The sequence below is a fragment of the Pantoea sp. Lu_F5_004 genome, from assembly GCF_051136245.1.
GTDB lineage: Bacteria > Pseudomonadota > Gammaproteobacteria > Enterobacterales > Enterobacteriaceae > Pantoea > Pantoea agglomerans.
Genome location: NZ_CP194946.1, coordinates 4,034,231 through 4,055,079 on the forward strand (window position 1 = coordinate 4,034,231; position 20,849 = coordinate 4,055,079).

The 20,849-nt window shown below is 55.4% G+C and carries 14 protein-coding genes, 1 tRNA gene, 1 other RNA gene and 1 pseudogene; 2 read left to right on the forward strand and 15 right to left on the reverse strand.

Features of this window, described 5'->3' with window-relative positions; genetic code table 11:
* Positions 1-9 precede the first annotated feature (9 nt).
* The 14 genes and pseudogenes from bcsB to ACR8BN_RS18730 form a co-directional block, all read right to left on the reverse strand.
* Entirely contained in the window at positions 10-2,961 is a 2,952-nt protein-coding gene (gene bcsB / locus ACR8BN_RS18665) for a cellulose biosynthesis cyclic di-GMP-binding regulatory protein BcsB (protein WP_434747220.1), read from the reverse strand.
* Complete coding sequence (bcsA, locus tag ACR8BN_RS18670) at positions 2,958-5,069, reverse strand: UDP-forming cellulose synthase catalytic subunit (RefSeq protein ID WP_010671648.1); 2,112 nt, start codon at positions 5,067-5,069, stop codon at positions 2,958-2,960. Before bcsA ends, bcsB begins: the two co-directional genes overlap by 4 nt.
* Positions 5,070-5,118: 49 nt before the next feature.
* Entirely contained in the window at positions 5,119-5,922 is an 804-nt protein-coding gene (gene bcsQ / locus ACR8BN_RS18675; protein WP_010671647.1) for a cellulose biosynthesis protein BcsQ, read from the reverse strand.
* The gene (gene bcsO, locus ACR8BN_RS18680; protein WP_143790247.1) at positions 5,913-6,503 is read right to left on the reverse strand and encodes a cellulose biosynthesis protein BcsO; all 591 of its coding nucleotides are present in this window, start codon (positions 6,501-6,503) and stop codon (positions 5,913-5,915) included. Before bcsO ends, bcsQ begins: the two co-directional genes overlap by 10 nt.
* Before the next feature lie 751 nt (positions 6,504-7,254).
* Positions 7,255-8,277 (reverse strand): dipeptide ABC transporter ATP-binding subunit DppF, encoded by a 1,023-nt coding sequence (gene dppF / locus ACR8BN_RS18685; protein WP_010671644.1) that lies wholly within the window; start codon positions 8,275-8,277, stop codon positions 7,255-7,257.
* Positions 8,267-9,253, reverse strand: coding sequence for a dipeptide ABC transporter ATP-binding protein (dppD, locus tag ACR8BN_RS18690; protein ID WP_010257423.1), 987 nt, complete (start codon positions 9,251-9,253; stop codon positions 8,267-8,269). Before dppD ends, dppF begins: the two co-directional genes overlap by 11 nt.
* Positions 9,254-9,265: 12 nt before the next feature.
* A complete protein-coding gene (gene dppC / locus ACR8BN_RS18695) occupies positions 9,266-10,168 on the reverse strand; it encodes a dipeptide ABC transporter permease DppC (RefSeq protein ID WP_010671643.1) in 903 nt (300 codons plus the stop codon).
* A gap of 9 nt (positions 10,169-10,177) precedes the next feature.
* A complete protein-coding gene (dppB, locus tag ACR8BN_RS18700; protein WP_010257427.1) occupies positions 10,178-11,197 on the reverse strand; it encodes a dipeptide ABC transporter permease DppB in 1,020 nt (339 codons plus the stop codon).
* A gap of 171 nt (positions 11,198-11,368) precedes the next feature.
* The gene (gene dppA / locus ACR8BN_RS18705) at positions 11,369-12,979 is read right to left on the reverse strand and encodes a dipeptide ABC transporter periplasmic-binding protein DppA (RefSeq protein ID WP_039390428.1); all 1,611 of its coding nucleotides are present in this window, start codon (positions 12,977-12,979) and stop codon (positions 11,369-11,371) included.
* Between the two features lie 1,067 nt (positions 12,980-14,046).
* Positions 14,047-14,176, reverse strand: a non-coding RNA gene (locus tag ACR8BN_RS18710) — RtT sRNA.
* A 33-nt stretch (positions 14,177-14,209) separates the two neighbouring features.
* Positions 14,210-14,286 (reverse strand) — tRNA-Pro (locus tag ACR8BN_RS18715).
* A gap of 125 nt (positions 14,287-14,411) precedes the next feature.
* Positions 14,412-16,103: a kdo(2)-lipid A phosphoethanolamine 7''-transferase gene (gene eptB / locus ACR8BN_RS18720; protein WP_064703249.1), complete on the reverse strand. Its 1,692-nt coding sequence runs from the start codon at positions 16,101-16,103 to the stop codon at positions 14,412-14,414.
* Positions 16,104-16,424: 321 nt separating this feature from the next.
* The gene (locus ACR8BN_RS18725; RefSeq protein ID WP_010257431.1) at positions 16,425-16,853 is read right to left on the reverse strand and encodes an organic hydroperoxide resistance protein; all 429 of its coding nucleotides are present in this window, start codon (positions 16,851-16,853) and stop codon (positions 16,425-16,427) included.
* 95 nt (positions 16,854-16,948) lie between these two features.
* Positions 16,949-17,412: pseudogene (locus tag ACR8BN_RS18730) on the reverse strand (MarR family winged helix-turn-helix transcriptional regulator).
* 62 nt (positions 17,413-17,474) lie between these two features.
* Here ACR8BN_RS18730 and ACR8BN_RS18735 point away from each other — a divergent pair.
* The gene (locus tag ACR8BN_RS18735; RefSeq protein ID WP_039390422.1) at positions 17,475-18,068 is read left to right on the forward strand and encodes an HD domain-containing protein; all 594 of its coding nucleotides are present in this window, start codon (positions 17,475-17,477) and stop codon (positions 18,066-18,068) included.
* A gap of 41 nt (positions 18,069-18,109) precedes the next feature.
* Here the strand turns inward: ACR8BN_RS18735 and ACR8BN_RS18740 are convergent, their stop codons facing one another.
* Positions 18,110-18,406 (reverse strand): HTH-type transcriptional regulator, encoded by a 297-nt coding sequence (locus ACR8BN_RS18740; RefSeq protein ID WP_010257438.1) that lies wholly within the window; start codon positions 18,404-18,406, stop codon positions 18,110-18,112.
* 733 nt (positions 18,407-19,139) lie between these two features.
* Here ACR8BN_RS18740 and ACR8BN_RS18745 point away from each other — a divergent pair.
* A complete protein-coding gene (locus ACR8BN_RS18745; RefSeq protein ID WP_031593520.1) occupies positions 19,140-20,738 on the forward strand; it encodes a gamma-glutamyltransferase family protein in 1,599 nt (532 codons plus the stop codon).
* The last annotated feature ends 111 nt before the right edge of the window (positions 20,739-20,849 follow it).

The window sequence follows — 20,849 nt, forward strand, 5'->3', positions numbered from 1 at the left end:
TTATTATCCTTACTTCCTGCCGGAATCACGGTCCTGCTTTGGGTTCAGACGTCGCCAGGCGTGACGCTTCAGCATCACCCAGGCCGCACTGCCCACCAGCGCGGAGAGCAGCATCGCCGCCACCGCCAGCAGCACCGAGTGCTGGTTGGCATACCACACCACCATCATGTACCAGGGCAACTCACCGCTGGGGAACTGCGCGCCGACGCGGAAACTGCGAATGCCGTTTTCATCGGTAATAATCGCCGTATCGCCACGAATGCCGGCGTTAATCTGCGCTGAACTCAAATCGTTATGCAGTCGCAACAGCTGATCGTCGCTGGTTGCCACCGTCATCACCACCAGCCGATCGCGGTTCCATGGCGATCGGTAGCTGAGGAAGCCTCGCCACGCTTCGTTAGAGGAGAAGTAACGATCGGCATCCAGCTGCTGACGACTCCAGTCACCGGTCAGCCAGCCGCGTAATTTTTCCAGCGTGTCGGGCTCTTTCACCCCAAAGGTGCTGCTGGTGGCGTCATAAGGGGAAGCCGCCAGCATCGCCTGATTAAAGGCGCTGTTGCCGGTGGTGCTCACCGCCAGCAGATCGCTCTGCTGTATGCGCGCCAGATGTGTGCCGCCGCTGGGCAGGCCAAACAGTACCTGATTCTGTGTCAGCGCCAGACCGGTGGCTTTACCAGCCCGCGCCGCCAGATCCAGCAGCGTTGACAGTTCAGCATCGCTGGGCGTTTCCGGCAGCAGCAGCGTGGTCTGGCTGAAATCGGCCAGACGTGAGAACGGGAAAGAGGCACCCACAAAGTAAGAGAGGTTCGGCAGCATGCTGAAGTGACGGGTATGGCTCAGGTCGATCCATGAATCCTCTTCAATCCGGCTTTTGATGTTGTTGTTGAGTAACACACCGCAGGGCGCATCAGCCCGTGGTTTGATATTGAAGTAGAGCGCCAGCTGGTTATCGCCATAGATCAGGTAGGGTTCGAGATTAAGCTGATACTTCTCCTGACGCGCATCACCGCCCAGACGGTGCCAGGCGTTCTCCAGCAGGCCGACTTTGTTCACCGTCAGATTGCGCAGAAAAGTGCCGTTGAGCATGACGTTAAGGAAGGAATTATCCTCATCGATCCAGCTTTCAGACGGGAAGCGATAGTGCAGATTGACCGGCACTGTGTCGCCATCCCACAGGAACAAATCAGGCGCGGCGCGGAAGTTAACACGCAGCGCATCATGCCAGATGCCGCTGCTGGTCAGACTCTGATCTTTACGCAGCAGTTCGCTCAGCCGTACCGGGCGGTCAGTGTTAATCCAGCGTGGTGCATCGTAAGGTTTGCGGTTTGCAATAGTCTGCTCAGGGACCTGCAGTTGACTCTCATCTGTCGTCAGTGGCTGCGTCGTCAGACGGTTCGCCGCCTGACGCAACTGCTCCTCATTGTTGCCACTGACCAGCAGCAATTTGTAAACCGGATTATTGGGATTATCCACCACCTGCAACATCGGACCGTTACTGGCCGGGAAAGTCAGGGTGCCGATCCGATCACCAGGATGACCAAACAGGATGCCGTTGTGTTCCGGCAGTTCGCCGCGCACCACCGGGAAACGGATGCCGCGATAATCACTCTGAATGCCGAGCCAGGATGCCACCAGTGCCGCCGCGCTGACGGCCTCGGCTGAAACATGACTGGCAAAGCCCACCGTAACGGTGGACGCCGTCATCCGCTGAGGATCCAGGAAGGGGCGCGGGAAATTACGCAGGCTGGTGCCGATATTGAGCTTCTGACCCTCAAGGTGCAGCGACGTGTTCGGCAGAATGGTGACCTGATACTGCTGTGCGCTCTCTCTTTCACACAGCAACTTGTCCGCATCGTTGATTTTAAAACTCAGATTGTTCGCCGACACCACCATCGCCGCCGGAATATCCAGCTCATAGTCACTGACATCGCTGTCCGTCGCACCCAGCGGCAGCGTGCCGAGCGGCTGACCATTCAGCATCAGCTGCAGCGACGTATTGCGTGCCGCCAGCGCAGCTGAGACGCGCAGCGTCAGATTAAGTCGCGCATTGGTAATGACTTCATCGCCGGGCAGGGTAAAGGTGATGCCCGACTGTAGCTGGCCGCCGGTCAGCGTGATGCCGCGCGACTGGCCCATCTGGGCCACTGAAATAACACTACTGATCGGCTGATTGATGGCAGCCGCGATCGGCGGCTGCGCTTCTGCAACCGGCGCAGCTACCTGGCCTGGCGCGTAGGGCAGCGCACTGGCGGCTGCTTCCAGCGCGGGATCGGCACTGCTCAGGCCCTGCGGCAGGGGTACTGCTGACAGCGCGCTGCTGTCCTGGGTCACCGCGCCGGTGGCGGCCATCGGCGCGGTGGTCTGGGCAGAAGCCGCCGCCTCGCCGGTCGATGACGCTGTCTGAGGCGTTGAAGTCGCGTCACCGGTCACTGAAGATGGCTGAGTTTGTGATGTCGCGTCGCTACCTGGGGCGTAAGAGGCGTTCACCGGGGGTGCCATGGCATTGGGTGATGCACTCTGTGGCGCCGATGCCGGTGCAGATTCTGCGGACGGTGTCGCAGATGGCGCATTTGCCGCTGGTGACACTGACGGCATTGCAGACTCTCCACCGCTGACCGGGGCGGCTACCTGGTCTGAACCTGCCGTCTGGGTGGAACCATTATTCATGGGTGCCACAGAGGCCGCATCGCTGGCCGGAGCCTGATTTGTCGCGGGTGCAATGACGGTGGCATCGGCAGGCTGCGTGCTGGAAGCAGCATCAGACGGCATCGGGGCTGAACTGTTTACCGGCGCACTGGCAGGCTGCGCGGTGGAAGCAGCATCAGGCGGCGTCGGAGCTGAACTGTTTACCGACGCAGCACTGCTGTTATCAGTAGCAACCGGCATTTCCGCGCCAGCGGGCGTCAGCCATAACGCTGCGGTCAGTGAACTGACCAGCAAAGTTTGCGTCAGGATCTTCATGCCGCCCCATCCTCTTTCGCCGCCGCGGCAACCGGGTCGACATTTTTACGTTTATCGTGGCGGCCTTTCCACGTCAGCCAGAACAGCTCAAAGACGGTACGGATAATAGTGCCCAGCGAAATCAGCGGGTTGTCCTGCTTATACTCCGGCTGAATCCAGGCATCAGCACGAGCCAGCACCACACGGACCAGTTCGCGACGACGCGCGAGCGGCATCGCCTCAAAGCGCAGACGGATGCTCTCATCATCGCCGGAAATCTGACTGACCGGGATAGTGATCGCGCCGGATTTCAGCAACAGATCAATCTCTTCAATCTCATCAGTTTCATGACGTCCATCGGGTGCATCAAGTTGCGCGCCGCCCATCGAAAGGTTGCTGGTCTGGGTGCGCGATGAAATGCCGCTGGCGTAATGAATAATCGCCGGGATTTGCACTTCAACACGGATGGTTTTACGCACCTGCTTGGTTTCGCGCGCCACGGCAATCGCCGCCATCAGAATGATCAGGCTGAAGATCGCCCAGCCGACGTTGAGCGCGATAACGTAAGGATCGACGCCAAAATAGTCATGCATCACGGCACGCACCACGCCGGCTACAATGCCAATGCCCAGCAGCAGCGCCACAATCACATGCGGACGCACGATGTGGAAATCGAAGAAGCCCTGATCCAGCACGCCGCCTTTATCGGTCACGTTAAACTTGCCATGTTTTGGCGACAACAGGGTCAGAATGGTCGGGATAACCAGATGGAAGCACATCACCGTCTCATAAATCTCACCCCAGAAGGTGTAACGGAAACGGCCATTCATCCGTGAGTTAACGTAGAGGGACATCACCAGATGGGGCAGCACATAGGCAAAGATCAGCGACGCCGATGAGTGAATAATATTCAGGTTAAACAGCAGGTAAGCCAGCGGCGCGGTCAGGAAGGCAACGCGTGGCAGGCCAAACTGGAAATGCAGCATGGCGTTGAGATAGCAAAGACGCTGCTGCCACTTCAGGCCACGGCCAAACAGCGGATTATCGACGCGGAAAATCTGCGTCATGCCACGCGCCCAGCGGGTACGCTGAATGATATGCAGGCCCAGACGTTCTGTTGCCAGACCGGCAGCCAGCGGGATCGACAAAAAGGCTGAGCCCCAGCCCAGTCGCTGCATTTTCAGGGCAGTGTGTGCATCTTCGGTCACGGTTTCAACGGCAAAACCGCCAATCTCTTCCAGCGCTGAACGACGGATCACCGCACAGGAGCCACAGAAGAAAGTGGCATTCCAGTTATCGTTACCCTGCTGCACCGGGCCATAAAACAGCGAGCCTTCGTTTGGAATGCTGCGTGCGGCGCGCAGGTTACGCTCAAAGGGATCGGGAGAATAGAAGTAGTGCGGCGTCTGTAGCAGCGCCAGCTTTGGATCTTTCAGGAACGGTCCGACCGTCGCCTGCAGGAAGGTGCGCGTCGCCACGTGGTCGCAGTCGAAGATGCAAATCAGCTCACCTTTAGTGATTTTCATCGCATGGTTGAGGTTCCCGGCTTTGGCATGTTTGTTGTCGTCACGGGTGATATAACCCACGCCGACATCCGCCGCAAAGCGGGCAAACTCGCTGCGCTTGCCATCATCCAGCAGATAGACCCTGATTTTGTCACGCGGGTAGTCGATACACTGCGCCGCGAGTACGGTGTCGCGCACCACATCAAGACTTTCATTGTAGGAAGGCACATAAATATCGACCGTCGGCCACAGGCTGGTGTCGTCCGGTAAGGGTTCAATCGTGCGTTTTAATGGCCAGGTGGTTTGCAGGAAGCCAAGAATTAAGATCAGCCAAACGTACAGCTCCGCCAGATATAAGCCAATGCCTAAGATAGCTTCAACTTCGGAATTAAAGTGCAGCGTCTCGGTGGTCCGCCACCAGATATAGCGGCTGGACATCAGCGCAGAGAGAACCACCATCACCACCGTTATTTTGCGGCTCTTGCTGAAACCCAATAAAAACATCATGCCGATGCTGATCAGACCAAAAATATACTGTTTCTGGCTGTCCATTGGCGTAATGATGATCACCGCGGCAACAGGTGCAAGCACCAGCAGCAGCAGGTAAAACCCGATTTTACTCATGATTCACCCTGAGAAGAGCTGTGTAAGTCAGTCGCCTGTCGGAAGCCGACTAAAAGTGGTTTGTGCGGATGGGAGCCTGAACTTCGCCATTACCCACGGTGATATTCAGAATGCTGCTGACCCTTTTCGCGATCAGTTCAATATCAAATGCCGCTGCGGAGGCGGGACTGAAATCGTAAACAGACTGCTGCGAAGCATTGGCTTCACCCACACTTTCATCACGGTGAACCACGCCCAGTAAATTATCGCCCAGGCGCTGCTGCATAAACGCGGTGACATCGCGATTGATATTCCGGCGGTTGTCACACTGGTTAAGGATAAAATAGTGACCCTGCTTATTATTGAGAGGCTTACCGATCATCCGGTTCTCTTCAATCTGCGGTAATAACGATACTGATGCGGTATCGGCTAACATCACCACTAAATGCATATCGGCCAGCGCCGTCATTGCTTTAAGGGCGGGGCCTGGGCCTGGCGGGAAATCAGCCACGATCACCAGACCAGGATAATTGAGCACCGTATCCAGACCGCGCTTAATAAAGTGGGGATCTTTCATCAGGTTCTCTTCGAACCGTTCGCGCTGCGGCTCCGTGACGTCGCCATAGGGCAGCACAAAGATATTGCCGCCAGTGGTAAGAATCGACTGGCTCCAGTCCGCCTGCTCTTCAGAGCGCGCCACAAATCCGCGGCCATCATGAAGCGGCACGCCAAAGTGAAGACGCAGTGCATTCTGCACATCAAAATCAATCGCCAGAACTTTGCTACCGGAACGCGCCAGACTCCAGGCCAGATTCGCCGCCAGCGTGGTTTTCCCCACGCCCCCCTTTGGCGAGCACACACAAACTAATGGCATAGCGCAATCTTCTCCAGTAACGGTTTGAGTAAGGTTTCTTTCGGCAGATTAATCTCGCGCGAGCGGAACAGCGCACCAAATCGTCCTGGCTCAGAATGGGTGGCGGTGGGTGCGACGACGGGCTGAAGTTCCGCCACGGTGGCAGGCCGGACCGGCTCAGCACGCAGCGGGGTCGCAGGCTCAGCCACGGCCGCTTTTTGCAGTGGTGGCGGTGGCGGAAAGAGTGATGAAGGACCGCGTGCAGTCGTGCTGGTTGCTGGCAGGTTACTGCCTGACAGGCTATCAAGAATCGAGGTGCGGGCTGCCATTGCCGGTTGCGCAGTGAGTGCGGCATGTCGTGCCGGTGCCCCAGGCGGTGGAGCCGTGAACTCATCACCACGCAGCGGCTGAGGTTGCGGCAGGTCAATACGCTCGCCGCCGCCAAACGGGGTCTGATGTTCTTCTTTCGCCAGCTGGCGAATCAATGCCCATTTACTGTGTTCCGCCGCTTCCTGTGTCTGGCCAGACATATCTTTAAAGTCGATGTCGAGCGTTTGCGTTTTCTCTTTAAAACGCTGCAAATCATCGTAATTATTCTTCATTGGCCGTGGCCTGCAACAAGGTGGGAATTTTCCTGGAATATAACACATCCCTTTAATATCAGTCAGAAAAACCTGATTACAAAAAAAGCAATTTCAATCAAATTGTTTAATCATAAAGATTCAATAGTGGCGGAAGAAAGCCTTTGCTGAGTCATTACCGCTGATAATTAATAAGTAATACTTAAGTTAAATTCATTAGCACTGTTTTAATAATTTTTCAGAAAATACCGCTCTTACAACCTCTGGCACTGCCAGGCTGACTCCTGTAAACAGCGTTTCAAAGAGCGTTCAGGCTGCCGCAGGCGCAAAAAAAACGTATTTCTGCCATAAGTGATTGAGGATATTTATCTTTTTTCACTGCAAATATCGCCAGAAGAAAAACAGGTTAAGACTGATAACGGAAAAAGAGGAGGAATAACCAGGAAGTGCTCGCTGACCTGCCAGCAATGCGGCTTGCAGCTGAGTTGAGATAAAAAAAGGCTCCAGAAAGGAGCCTTCGGCTGGGGAGTTAAGATCGCGAACAGGCTCAGGGGGCATACGCCTTACGCAAAGACGCCATCCCTGGCTGGCTCAGCGCGGGCGATTACGCACCTCATCCCTGAGGTGCGCCCGTAGCGGGGCCAACGCGTTGCGTTGTTCAAAAACGCTCCCGGCGTTTTTATCCGGGCGGCGCGATACTTTGCTACAGGCGTATGCTCCCATCGCCTTCAATCTTGTGCGGTCTGTAAACACCAGAATGCGCTGCCAATCCTCAGCTGACCTTTTCTGCCACGCCGACTGGCTGATTTTCATCCTGATCAACTGCGAAGCAGGCAATCTCCTGTCCGCCGTAGTTTTTCAGCTTCGGCTGCAACTGCACGCAGGTGCCAAAACGTCGGTGGCAGCGCGCATTAAAGGCGCAGCCTGGCGGCGGATTGAGCGGGCTGGGCAGTTCGCCGGTCAGCTTAATGCGCTCACGACGGTCGTCAGGATTCAGCCGCGGCGTCGCTGACAGCAAAGCCTGAGTATAAGGATGGCGCGGGTTGGCAAAAATTGCCTCTTTGCTGCCCTTCTCAACGCACCGGCCGAGATACATCACCATCACCTCATCGGCAATGTGTTCCACCACCGACAAATCGTGCGAGATAAAGACATAAGAGAGCCCCATATCCTGCTGCAGATCCATCATCAGGTTAAGCACCTGGGCACGCACCGACACGTCGAGCGCCGAAACCGGCTCATCGGCAATCAGGACGTCCGGATCGAGCATCAGCCCACGCGCGATGGCGATACGCTGACGCTGCCCGCCTGAGAACATGTGCGGGTAGCGGTCGTAGTGCTCGGTTTTCAGACCGACTTTTGCCATCATCTCCAGCGTCTTCTCGCGGCGTTCCGCTCTGGTCAGTTGGGTATTAATCACCAGTGGCTCTTCCAGAATCTGGCTTACTTTTTTGCGCGGATTGAGTGAGCCGTACGGGTTCTGGAACACGATCTGGATTTTCTGGCGACGCAACTTCTGCGCCTGGGGATCGTGTTTCAGCAGATCCTGACCGTGCCAGTAAAGCTGCCCTTCGGTCGGGGTTTCAATCATCGTCAGCAGGCGGCCCAGCGTGGATTTACCACAGCCTGACTCGCCCACCACCGCCAGCGTTTTACCGCGTTCCAGATTAAAAGAGACGCCATCCAGCGCTTTGACCAGACGTTCCTGACCAAACAGCCCCTTCTTCACCGGGTAGTGCTTCTTCAGATCAATCGCCTGCAGCAGGAACTGATCTTTAGTGGTTTCATGACTCATAAGTTGGTCTCCCGGCATCGTCCAGCGGATAGTGACACTTGGACTGGCGTCCTGGAATGGTGCGCAGTTCAGGTTCTTCCTGACGACAAAGGTCAGTCGCATAGGGGCAGCGTGGATTAAGCAGACAGCCAATCGGGCGGTCATACTTGCCCGGTACCACGCCAGGCAGCGAGGCCAGGCGTGCTTTATCGGCCGCGAACTCCGGCAGCGCACGCAGCAGCGCCTGCGTATAAGGATGGCGCGGCGCCTTAAAGATATCGGTCGCTTTACCGCTTTCCACCACCTGACCGGCATACATCACGATAATGTGGTGCGCCGCTTCTGCCACTAACGCCAGATCGTGAGTAATCAGGATCAGCGCCATGTTCTCCTGCCGCTGCAACTCCAGCAGCAGTTCGATGATCTGCGCCTGAATGGTCACATCGAGCGCCGTGGTCGGCTCATCGGCGATTAACAGCTTAGGCCGACAGGCGATCGCCATGGCAATCATCACACGCTGGCTCATGCCGCCCGACAGCTGGTGCGGATAGACATCGAGCCGTGACGCGGGATCGGGAATACCGACCTGATTCAGCAGGTCGATCGCCCGCTGACGCCGTGTACGCTTATTACCGCCCTGATGCACCTTGATCGCTTCCATGATCTGGAAACCTACGGTGTAGCAGGGATTGAGGCTGGTCATCGGGTCCTGAAAAATCATCGCCACTTCGGCACCCACCAGCTGGCGGCGCTCACGTTCGGAGATGTTCTGCAGGTCGCGCTGGTTAAACTCCAGCTTCTCAGCCATCACTTTGCCGGGGAAATCGATCAGCCCCATGATCGCCAGTGAACTCACCGATTTACCAGAGCCGGACTCGCCCACGATACCCACGACCTGGCCCTGCTCAACCTGATAACTGATGCGGTCAACCGCGCGGAACGGTGCTTTATCGTCGCCGAAATGCACCGATAGTTTGTCTACATTTAATAACGCCATCTCGGTGCCTCTTTACTGCTTGAGTTTCGGGTCGAGTGCATCACGCAAACCATCGCCCATCAGGTTAAATGCCAGCACGGTAAGCAGAATGACCAATCCAGGGAAGGTCACTACCCACCAGGCACTTTGCGCATACTGCAGGACGTCGGAGAGCATCGTGCCCCACTCCGGCGTTGGCGGTTGCGCACCCATACCGAGAAAGCCCAACGCCGCCATATCGAGAATGGCGTTGGAGAAACCTAATGAAGCCTGCACGATCAATGGTGCAAGGCAGTTAGGCAGAATATTCACAAACATCTGGCGCAGCATACCGGCACCGGCCACGCCGGAGGCGGTCACATAGTCGCGGTTCACTTCCACCAGCACCGCCGCGCGGGTCAGACGGATATAGTGCGGCAGCGCCACAAAGGTCAGCGCGATGGAAGCGTTAACGATTGAGGGGCCAAAGATGGCGACCAGCACCAGCGCCAGCAGCAGACTGGGCAGCGCCAGCATGATATCGACCACACGCATGATGATGGCATCGACCACGCCGCCGAGATAACCGGCCAGCAGGCCAAATATCACGCCGAAAATCAGTGACAGCACCACCACCAGACAGCCAACCAGCAGCGACAGGCGCGCGCCGTACATCAGACGCGACAGCACATCGCGGCCTACATCGTCGGTGCCCAGAATGTAGCTCCAGCTGCCGCCTTCCTGCCAGACCGGCGGATGCAGCAGCGCATCGCGGAACTGCTCAGCAGGGGCATGCGGGGCCAGCACATCGGCAAAAATGGCGCACAGCAACACAATGATGATGTAGACCAGGCCCACAACGGCGCCCTTGTTACGTTTAAAGTAGTGCCAGAATTCCTGAAACGGGGTCATCGGCTTGGGTGCAACGGTAACGCTGCCGGGATCAACAACAGACATGATGCCCCCTTATTTCTTGTGACGTATGCGCGGGTTAACCACGCCATACAGCAGATCAACCAGCAGGTTGACCACAATAATCAGTACTGCTGTGAGCAGCACCCCGCCCTGCACTACCGGATAGTCACGGCGCTGCAACGCTTCAATCAGCCAGCGACCCAGGCCCGGCCACGAGAAGATGGTTTCGGTCAGAATCGCCCCGGCCAGCAAAGTGCCGACCTGCAGGCCGATCACCGTGACCACCGGCAGCATGGCGTTTCGCAGCGCATGCACCACGATCACGCGCATCCGCGTCAGGCCTTTGGCACGCGCAGTACGGATGTAATCTTCACCCAGCACTTCGAGCATCGCCGATCGCGTCATTCGCACAATCACCGCCAGCGGAATGGTGCCGAGCACGATGGCAGGCAGGATCATGTGCATCACCGCATCGTGGAAGTCGCCCGGCTCCCCCCAGAAGAAGGTATCGATCAGCATAAAGCCGGTCAGCGGCATGGTGTCATCCAGGAAGACGGTGTCGCCGACCCGCCCGGAAACCGGCGTCAGGTTGAGCTGTACCGAGACCAGCATGATCAGCATGATGCCCCACCAGAAGATCGGCATCGAGTAGCCGGTCAGTGAGATTCCCACGGCGGTGTGATCGAAAATCGACCCCCGCTTCACGGCAGCCATGACCCCAACCGGGATACCAATGGCCACGGCAAATATCATGGCGCAGATGCCGAGTTCCAGCGTCGCTTTGAAGCGCGGAACAAACTCATCCCAGACCGGGATGCGGCTCTTAAGTGAAATGCCCAGGTCACCATGTAATACGCCGTTAATGTAGTTCAGGTACTGTTTCCACAGCGGCTGATCCAGACCTAACAGCGCCATTAACTGTGCATGGCGTTCAGGAGAAATACCGCGTTCGCCCGCCATGATCAGTACCGGATCGCCGGGGATCATGTGAACAAATGCGAAGGTGAGTAATGTAATACCGATAAACGTTGGGATGACAAGGCCCAGACGTCGGAGTATGAACTGCAGCATAATCCGGGTTCTCTCTTGTCCGCGCGACCGTCGCCGCGAGGGTAGTTATTGCTTACATCTGACGATCGGGTAGGCCCGACCGCGACGCAGACAGGCTGCGCCTCTACCGTTTCCAGTAAAACAGGGAGATAAAGCCGGGGCGACGCGCAGCCGCCCCGGAAAAGGCGACAATTATTCTTTAATGTCTACCTGAGCAAAGTAGTGTCCGCCCAGCGGATCGACTTTGTACCCGGAGACTTTCTTGCTGACCGGTTCGTATACCGTTGAGTGCGCGATCATCAGCGCCGGTACCTGGTCATGCATCACAACCTGTGCCTGCTTGTAGTACTCGATGCGCTTCGCCTGATCGGCGGTGGCGCGAGCTGGCTGAATCTGATCCTCAAAGGATTTATCACACCAGCGCGAGTAGTTAGAGCCATCTTTTGCCGCTGAACAGCTGAACAGGGTGGCCAGGAAGTTATCCGGATCCCCATTGTCACCAGTCCAGCCCATCATGACGGTCTGGTGCTCACCTGCTTTGGCGCGCTTCAGATATTCGCCCCACTCGTAGGTGACGATTTTGGCTTTGACGCCAATCTTCGCCCAGTCGCTCTGAATCATCTCAGCCATGCGGCGTGCATTCGGGTTGTACGGACGCTGAACCGGCATTGCCCACAGGTCGATTGAGAAGCCGTCTGCCATGCCCGCTTCTTTCAGCAGCGCTTTGGCTTTCTCAGGATCGTAGGCGTAGTCTTTCACGTCGTCGTTATAGCCCCACATCGTTGGTGGGATCAGGTTTTTAGCAGGCTGACCTGCCCCCTGATAAACGGCTTCGATAATCGCCTTTTTGTTGACGGCCATGGTCAGTGCCTGACGCACTTTCAGGTTATCCAGCGGTTTTTTCTCAACGTTGTACGACAGATAGCCGACGTTCAGACCAGCCTGCTCATACAGGTTGATGTTTTTGTCCTGCTTCATACGCGCGATGTCAGCCGGGTTTGGATAGGGCATGACCTGACATTCGCCCTTCTGCAGCTTGGCGTAACGCACTGAAGCATCCGGGGTAATAGAGAAGACTAAGCGATCGATTTTCGGCTTGGTGCCCCAGTAATCCGGGTTAGCTTTGTAAAGGATGCGCGAATCTTTCTGGTACTGCAGCAGCTGGAACGGACCGGTACCGACCGGGTTCAGGTCGACATTTTGCGGGGTGCCCGCTTTCAGCATGTTGTCAGCGTACTCTTTCGACAGAATCGAGGCGAAGTCCATGCCGAGGTCAGCAAGGAACGGCGATTCAGGACGCGTCAGCACAAAGCGCACGGTGTTCTCGTCCACTTTTTCAATTTTGCTGATCAGCTTCGGCATGTCCATGCCTTCGAAATATTCGTAGCTGCCGCCGGAGACGCCGTGATAGGCGTTGTTTTTATCCAGCTGGCGCTCAAATGTGAACACCACATCATCCGCATTGAAGTCGCGCGTCGGTTTGAAATCTTTGGTGGTCTGCCACTTCACGCCTTTGCGCAGGTGGAAGGTGTAAGTTTTACCGTCTTCACTGACATCCCACTTCTCTGCCAGCGCAGCGTGCAGTTCGGTGGTGCCGATAGTGAACTCAACCAGTCGGTTGTAGATCTGACGTGAGCTGGCATCGTAGGTGGTGCCCGAGGTGAACAACTGCGGGTTAAAGCCTTCCGGAGAACCTTCAGAACAGTAAACCAGGGTTTTTGCCTGAACACTGGCGGCGACAGTCATAGCAATCAGGCTCAGACCGACCTTCAGCATCCCGGATTTAGCCAGGGAGTTGATCATGCTTTTGCTCCATTGTGATGTGATGTTGTGTGTATTGCCCGACCTCTGATTTTTTTATGCGGTTCAGGCGTACCACCGAACAGGTGGTTAAAGCACGCTACGTTTTTTTTGTTTTTTCTTATGCAGATGGTGCATTCAGAAAATTCCGTAACTGCGCGTTTATTGACGCATCAATTTGTCAACAGTTGCAAAGAACGTCAATACAACGGTTACTTATTTACACAGAGTGTGAGGGATAGCATGCAACGGTAATAAAAACTCTTTCGGCCTAAAAGCCATACAATGCACAGCGCAGCTGGCCTGATTTCCGTGCATTGTGCTGGATGGTTGTTCTATCGCTAGTGATTCTCACCGCTAAAAAACTTAAAACTTTTACCGGCAAATGTTGAATAACTGAACGATTCACCGTGCGTTATGACGTTCATCCAGCGGAATATGCTGGTAAAGAAGCATAAGAAATCAGCATGTTGCCGCTTTCGGTCATAAGAAGAATGTGTCGCGAATTATGATCGCATCTCTTATATGGCAAGGCCTGCCAGCGGGTAAGTGATGATAACAACGGCTGGTAAACAGAATGCGCGGTGGATGGGGTTTACTGGAACTTTCTGGAAAATGATAGCCAGAGGCTGAAAGCGGGGGAATGTTCAGGGAAGAGGATGTGGCATGAATGGCTGTCAGATCGAGACTGCTTCGGAAACACGGCCAGATCGGAAAGGCGCTTTAACCATCCATGGACGTTCAGCGGTAAGAATGTGAATGCTTAGCTGTCAGATCGAGACTGCTTCGGGAACACGGTCAGATCGGAAAGGCGCTTAAACCATCCATGGACGCTCGGCCCACGCCGTCCATGGCGTGGGACGCTTTCCTCCTCTGCCCGTGTTCCCTGCGCCTTGAGATTGTTCATTGCTGTCAGCCGTCACTCGGGTTTGGATCTGTTAGCCGTCTGAGGCTCCCAGCGTCTGCCTGGCGTATGCTCCCTGAAGCCAGCTCAACGGTAAATACGTACCTTTCATCCACTTTTATACAGACGAAAAAAAACATGTCTTTTCAGACAGGTTTCTTAAATATGGTCGGCGAGAGAGGATGACTCTGCTCTGCGAGCAGCGCCCTTCGGGCCGTTGCTGAAGCAACGTTGTCTCGCTACGCTCGGCTCAAACCTCCTTCGGAGGTTCTCATCCTCTTTTCTAAAGACGAAAAAAAACCTGTCTTTTCAGACAGGTTTCTTAAATATGGTCGGCGAGAGAGGATTCGAACCTCCGACCCACTGGTCCCAAACCAGTTGCGCTACCAAGCTGCGCTACTCGCCGATGGGGGCGCATGTTACTGCTACCCCCGATCAGCGTCAACCGCTTTTTATGCTTTTGCCGCCAATCGCCTGGAAAGCATGCGGTTACCGGGAATCAGCCGCCTGCTTTACCCTTTTCGGCCACTATTACAGCGGTTTAGCCTGACCATTACCCGGTGCCTGACACCAGTTGTTGGCCGGGTTAATACCGCCATCTGGCGAGGTGTAACCCAGACAGCCCAGGATGGTATCGAACAGCTCAACGTGGCGATGGGTCCGGCCCACACGCTGCTGCGCCTGCAGACGCTCAAAGTTGCTGCGGTTCTGACTGTCTTCCAGATACTTATCTGACGCCCAGACTATCATCGGCACCCGGAACTGCTCAGGCGGAGCCATCTCACGCGGGGTGCCGTGCAGGTGCATATTCTCGCTAATCGACTCACCATGGTCGGCGGCATAGAAGACGATCGCCTTCTTATCTCGCAGCTGATCCAGCACGCTATCCAGCATGCTATCGACATACAGCACCGAGTTGTCATAAGCGTTGATCAACTGCGCTTTGCTGCAGGTCTCATCTACACCCATACACTCCGGCTGATATTTCGCGAAGCTGCGCGGATAACGCTGTGAATAGAGATAGTGCGAACCTTTCGTGTGCAACACAATCAGATGTTTACCTTTCGGGAAACGATCCAGTGACGCTTTCATCTCCGGTACCAGCAGCATGTCATCCACCGCTTTGCCCTGATTACGCTTCTCTGAACCAATCTGCTCACGGAAGGCAAAATTGTTGGCGTTGATGTTATCGTAGAACCAGACTTCGCTCTGCATCGCAAACAGCTCAGAGGTGAAGCCTAGCTCTTTCATCACCGCAAACACATTCTGCTCTTTCAGCGTGCGGCCCGGATTATCCATAGTGCCGCCTTCGCGCACGAACATGCAGCGCAGTGAAAGCTTAGTCGCTGTATCACAGGACTCGCCCCGGAACGCCACCAGGTTCTTCTCTTTCGACAGCTTTGGCGTAGTGTCACGCTCATAGCCCAGCATCCCCATGTGATCCCAGCGCGTGGTTTCGCCAATCACAAATACCACATAGGTGTCGTCCAGCCCGGCAGGCGCGACGTAGGTAAATTTCTTCGCCGGATCCAGCAGTTCCTGGCTGTTCAGCGACTCATCCACGCGGGTCCAGGCAAACAGGCCCACAGCCGCCAGCCAGTTCGAAGGAAGATAAGAGTGCGCCACCACACCGCCGTAACTCGGCAGATCGATGTTGGTGATCTCTTCGTTATGCTTCTGCAGCTTGTCGAAAAAACGAATCGGCAGCCAGACCAGCGCCACGCAGAGCAGCATGATCAGGGTGGGCTTGAGTCGCTGTCCCGGCGTACGCAGCTGTTCATTCAGCGTCATGCTCAGCTTATTGCGCCAGATCATCAGCAGTGGCAGCGCGCTGACCAGCACCATCCACAGGATGAAATGGTAACCAATCACCTCTTTAGAGAGATCGGTATCGGTCGTCATCACCGAAGCCACAATGCCGTAGCCAATCACCACGTTAAAAAACGCCATGTAATAGGCGGCGGCAACAGAAATCAGCACAATCAGCGTGGCCAGCACGCGATAAAACCACTTTCCTCCCAGCGACAGCAGACGCATCAGGAAGAAAGTCAGCACCACAATAGCCATCACCTCGGTGACGGCAGTCAGCCAGTTCGTTACCGTAGAGTGCCTGAGAAAACCGTCAAAACGACGATAGAAAATCGGTAAATTCAATAAGATACCGAGATAGAGCGCCAGCAAGAGCGATAACTTCTGCTGAGTCAGGGTTTTAATGTAATTCATGAAAAAAGGTGTTTCTCCGGTGTGAAGCGCTTGACCAAATCTTTTATGTGACTGCCGAAACGCGGCAGAGTTCGCTGAATAAGCGGACCGGACAAGATGAAGGAAAATTCTGAACGGATTTATAGGCTATAACGCGAGGTGGCTCAGTAAAACATGGTCGCGTTTGATAGACCAGAAAATAATCGTTGTCGACCTGATTAGCACATTTTTTGTACACAGCGAACAGGAACGGCCGGGTAGGCTGTTGCAGACAGCAGCAGGAGAGAGGAAGTGACAGAGGAAGAAAAGTGCGGGCCTGATAGTTTCAGGCCCGCAGCACGCTTAGCGAATAATGTTCAGCGTGACATCGATGTTGTTGCGGGTGGCGTTTGAGTAAGGACAAACGATGTGTGCCGCATCAACCAGCTTCTGCGCTTCTGCTTCATCCATCTCTGGCAGATGAATGTTCAGGGTCGCTTCAATGCCAAAACCATCAGGGATAGGGCCGATACCCACTTCACCTTCGATCCAGGCGTCTTTTGGCATGGTGATTTTGTCACGGCCCGCCACAAACTTCATTGCGCCCAGGAAGCAGGCAGAATAGCCCGCAGCAAACAGCTGCTCAGGGTTAGTCACTTCGCCGCCTGCACCGCCCATCTCTTTTGGCACACCCAGTTTCACGTCCAGTACACCGTCAGAAGAGGTTGCACGACCATCACGACCACCGGTTGCTTTGGCTTTGGCGCGGTAAACCACTTGTTCTAAAGACATGACATTTCTCCGTTACGCTATTTAATCGCCCGCTACTTATGCAGCTGTAATCAGGCTGTGAGGTTTAACGGGTGCCGCGCACCCGTCAGCAATATTTATCGTGACTGATTCAGGTTATCGCGCAACCCATCCAGCTGTAATTTCAGCGCCAGCAGGGCGTCATCATCACAGGCCGTGGCACACTTAACCGCTTCAGGAATGGCTTCAGCCCTGGCCCGTAACGCCTGGCCAGCTTCGGTCAGCGTCACTGCAACCTGTCGTTCATCCTGACGGGTTCGCTGCCGGTTAATCAGGCCTGCGCTTTCCAGCCGCTTCAATAGAGGTGTTAATGTTGCCGAGTCTAAAAAAGCTGCTCGCCAATCTCTGACACCGTGACATCATCTTTCTGCCACAACACCAGCATGACCAGATATTGAGGATAGGTGATATCGAGCTGGCTCAGCAACTGACGATAGACTTTATTCATCGCCAGGTTGGCAGAATAAAGCGCAAAGCAGAGTTGCTGATCGACCAACAGTGGCATCGTTTTCACTTTTTTGTCATCTTGATCACAGTTCATGGTTAATAATATAGGTAGCGCGCTAGATAATTGCAAGCAAACTTTTTGTCAGGGGGATAGGCATGCAGGATTCACTGGAAGAACAGGCGCGTCGCTTCGCCACCGAGGCACATGCCAGTGCCGGTCAGCGCCGCAAATATACCGATGAGCCTTATATTGTTCATCCGGCAGCGGTGGTGGAACTGGTGCGCAGCGTCAGCCATGACGACGCGTTGTTAGCGGCGGCCTGGCTGCACGATACCGTGGAAGATACCGCAACCACACAGAGCGATATCGAAGCCCACTTTGGTACGCGCGTGGCAGGCCTGGTAGAGATGCTGACCAACAGCGCGCCCGCTGCGGCAAAAAACCGGGCGGCCCGTAAACTGGCGCACTTCCGCCATACAGCCAGCGCCAGTCCGGAGGCACAAACCATCAAACTGGCTGACATCATTGATAACACCCGCGCGATTGTGCGTTTTGATCCCGACTTTGCGCGGGTCTACCTGGTTGAAAAGCAGATACAGATTGAGTTGCTGAAGCAGGGAGATGCGCAGTTATGGCAGCAGGCTTCAACGATTATTGAAAGCGGACTCGCACAGTTGCGGGAGCCGCCCTATAGCGTGCCGGAGAGCTGGTTTGCCAGGCAGGCGGCAAAATACAGTGAATTGCGCTAATAAAAAACCCGCCAGCGGCGGGTTCTTTTCGTGATATCAGTTTATTCAAGCAACTGCCGTCCCAGATAGGGATTGGCATGTAATAACTTCATCAATTTCTGCGCTGTCGCGGAAGGACGGGTACGCCGGGCTTCCCAGCTTTTCACGGAAGAAACGCTCACGCCCATTACTTTTGCAAACTCATCAACCTGCATGCCGGTCATTTCACGCAGACGCTGCGGCTCTGGCTGGGCGGGTTGCTGACGCTGAATAAGTAACTCGGCGGCGCGATCATCACGTGTCAAAACAATCTGCTCAAGGCTGCTGAGCAATTCAAACATCGGGTCTTTTAATTCCATAGAGAACTCCTTAAAAACTCGCTATGAAGCACGTGAAAGTAGAGAGGTACGAGCCTGAAGTCAGGACTCTGAAACCGGGCCTGTTTCAGGCTGGATCCCGCAAGGGTTTATTTTTGTTATGAGAGAAACCATTACGGGACACAGCCTGCGGTGCACTGCTTTAAAGATGTCAGGTCAATGCAACAAATGCCGGGAGACTAAGTATGGATAGAGACCTGACTATTTGCCGCGCAATTTATAATTATTTTTTTAACTATGGTTTGCCGGAAAAGTTCCAGCGCCTCTAACCCGCTGAGGCAGTTGAGTTTTTGGCCTTCAATGTGGGCAAAAAAATCAAATGGTGTTTGCTATTTATGTGGATGCCATCAAGCTTTTTGCTGGCATATCCTCATTTCTGTGAGGCGATACACCTCTTCAGGTAGTGAGTGCAAAATATACGCCAATGGTTTACTTCCTGAACACATATATTCACTGTTCTTATTAAATTAAGAATAGTCCTGGTTGGGGCCTGAGGCCTGGCGCGCGGCGGCTCACAGTGCAGAGCGGGTAAATCTTTTATTCTTAACGGCGCTCTGTCGCCAGATTAATCAACAGTCATCTTAACGAAACGGCTGACGCCTCATGCCGGTGCAGTTACCCGGCAACTATCGACCTGATGCGCGGTAAAAGTGCAGCCCGTAATAACGTACTGACGACGGGCAAAACCTATACCTGACCTCTGTAAGGAAAAGCGATGCGTGAAACAGATTTTAACGTCGGATACCCTTCTCATCGTGTACCGATGATGGGTCGTAATGCCGTCGCAACCTCTCAACCGCTGGCGGCGCAGGCGGGTTTACGTATGCTGCAACAGGGTGGTAACGCCGTGGATGCGGCTATCGCCACCGCCATCGCCTTAACCGTGCTGGAGCCAACCGGAAACGGCATCGGCAGCGATGCGTTTGCCATTGTCTGGGATGGCAGCGAGCTGCATGGGTTAAACGCCTCAGGCCGATCGCCAGCCGCCTGGCATCCCGAACGCTTTGCCGATTTTAGTGCAATGCCTGAAACCGGCTGGGAATCCGTCACTGTGCCGGGGGCCGTCTCAGCATGGGTCACACTGGCACAGCGCTTTGGCACCTTACCGCTGACCACCCTGGCACAACCGGCCATTGACTATGCGCGCGACGGCTTTCCGGTATCTCCGCTGATTGGTCAGCTGTGGCAGCGCGGCTATGACAAGCTGCGGGATCAACCTGGCTTTAGCGACTGCTTTGCGCCGCAGGGTCGTCCGCCGCGTGCTGGCGAGCTGTTCCGCAACCCGGCTCAGGCCCGTACCTTGCAGGAAATCGCTGAGACTCAGGGCGAAAGCTTTTACCGCGGCGCCCTGGCGCAGAAGATGGCAGCCTTTGCCCGTGAGCATGGCGCGGCCCTGACGCTGGAGGATTTGAAAAACCATCGTGCCGACTGGGTTACCCTGCTGTCGCGTCCGTTTGCCGGAGGATCGGTGCAGGAGCTGCCGCCGAATGGTCAGGGCATTGCGACCTTAATTGCACTTGGCATTCTGGAAGAGTGGGAAATCAACCGCTATGCACCGGATTCGCCGCAGTGGCTGCATCTCTCCATCGAGGCGATGAAACTGGCGCTGGTTGATCTGGACCGTTATGTCACCGATGAAGATCACCTCGAATTTCCGGCGGAACACCTGCTCAGCAACGACTATATCCGCCAGCGGGCAGCGTTAATTGATCCTGACAAGGCGGGAGACTTCCGCTTTGGATCACCGCAGCAGAGCGGCACAGTGTATGTCGCCGCCGGTGATGCCAGCGGCATGATGGTCTCATTCATTCAGTCTAACTACATGGGATTTGGCTCCGGCGTGGTGGTACCCGATACCGGCATCAGCCTGCAGAACCGGGGCGCGGGCTTTTCACTCGATCCAGACCATCCCAACGTCGTGGCGGGCGGTAAGCGGCCGTTTCATACCATTATCCCGGCCTTTGCGCGGGATCAGCAGGGCCAGCCGCTGATGGCATTTGGCGTGATGGGCGGCCCGATGCAGGCGCAGGGACACCTCCAGCTGGCGCTACGCATTATGCTGCACCGCCAGAATCCGCAGGCCGCGATTGATGCGCCGCGCTGGCGGGTGGTGCAGGGACGCGAAGTCGTGTTTGAATCAACCCTCGATCGCAATATCCTGAGCACACTGCGCCGTATGGGTCACAACGTGGTACTGGAAGATCCCCTGAGTAATTACAATTTTGGTGGCGCGCAGGCGATAGTGCGCGATCCGCAGGGCTTCTACATTGCGGCCAGTGAGAGTCGCAAAGATGGTCAGGCGGTGGTGTTTTAAGGTTGCGGCAGTGAGCGTCAGGCTGCTCAGCCCCTCCTTCATCTCTGCGCGCTGAAGCCTGCGATGGCAGGGAACGCAGCACGCCGTGAGGCGCAGGCGCTCCCATTCTGT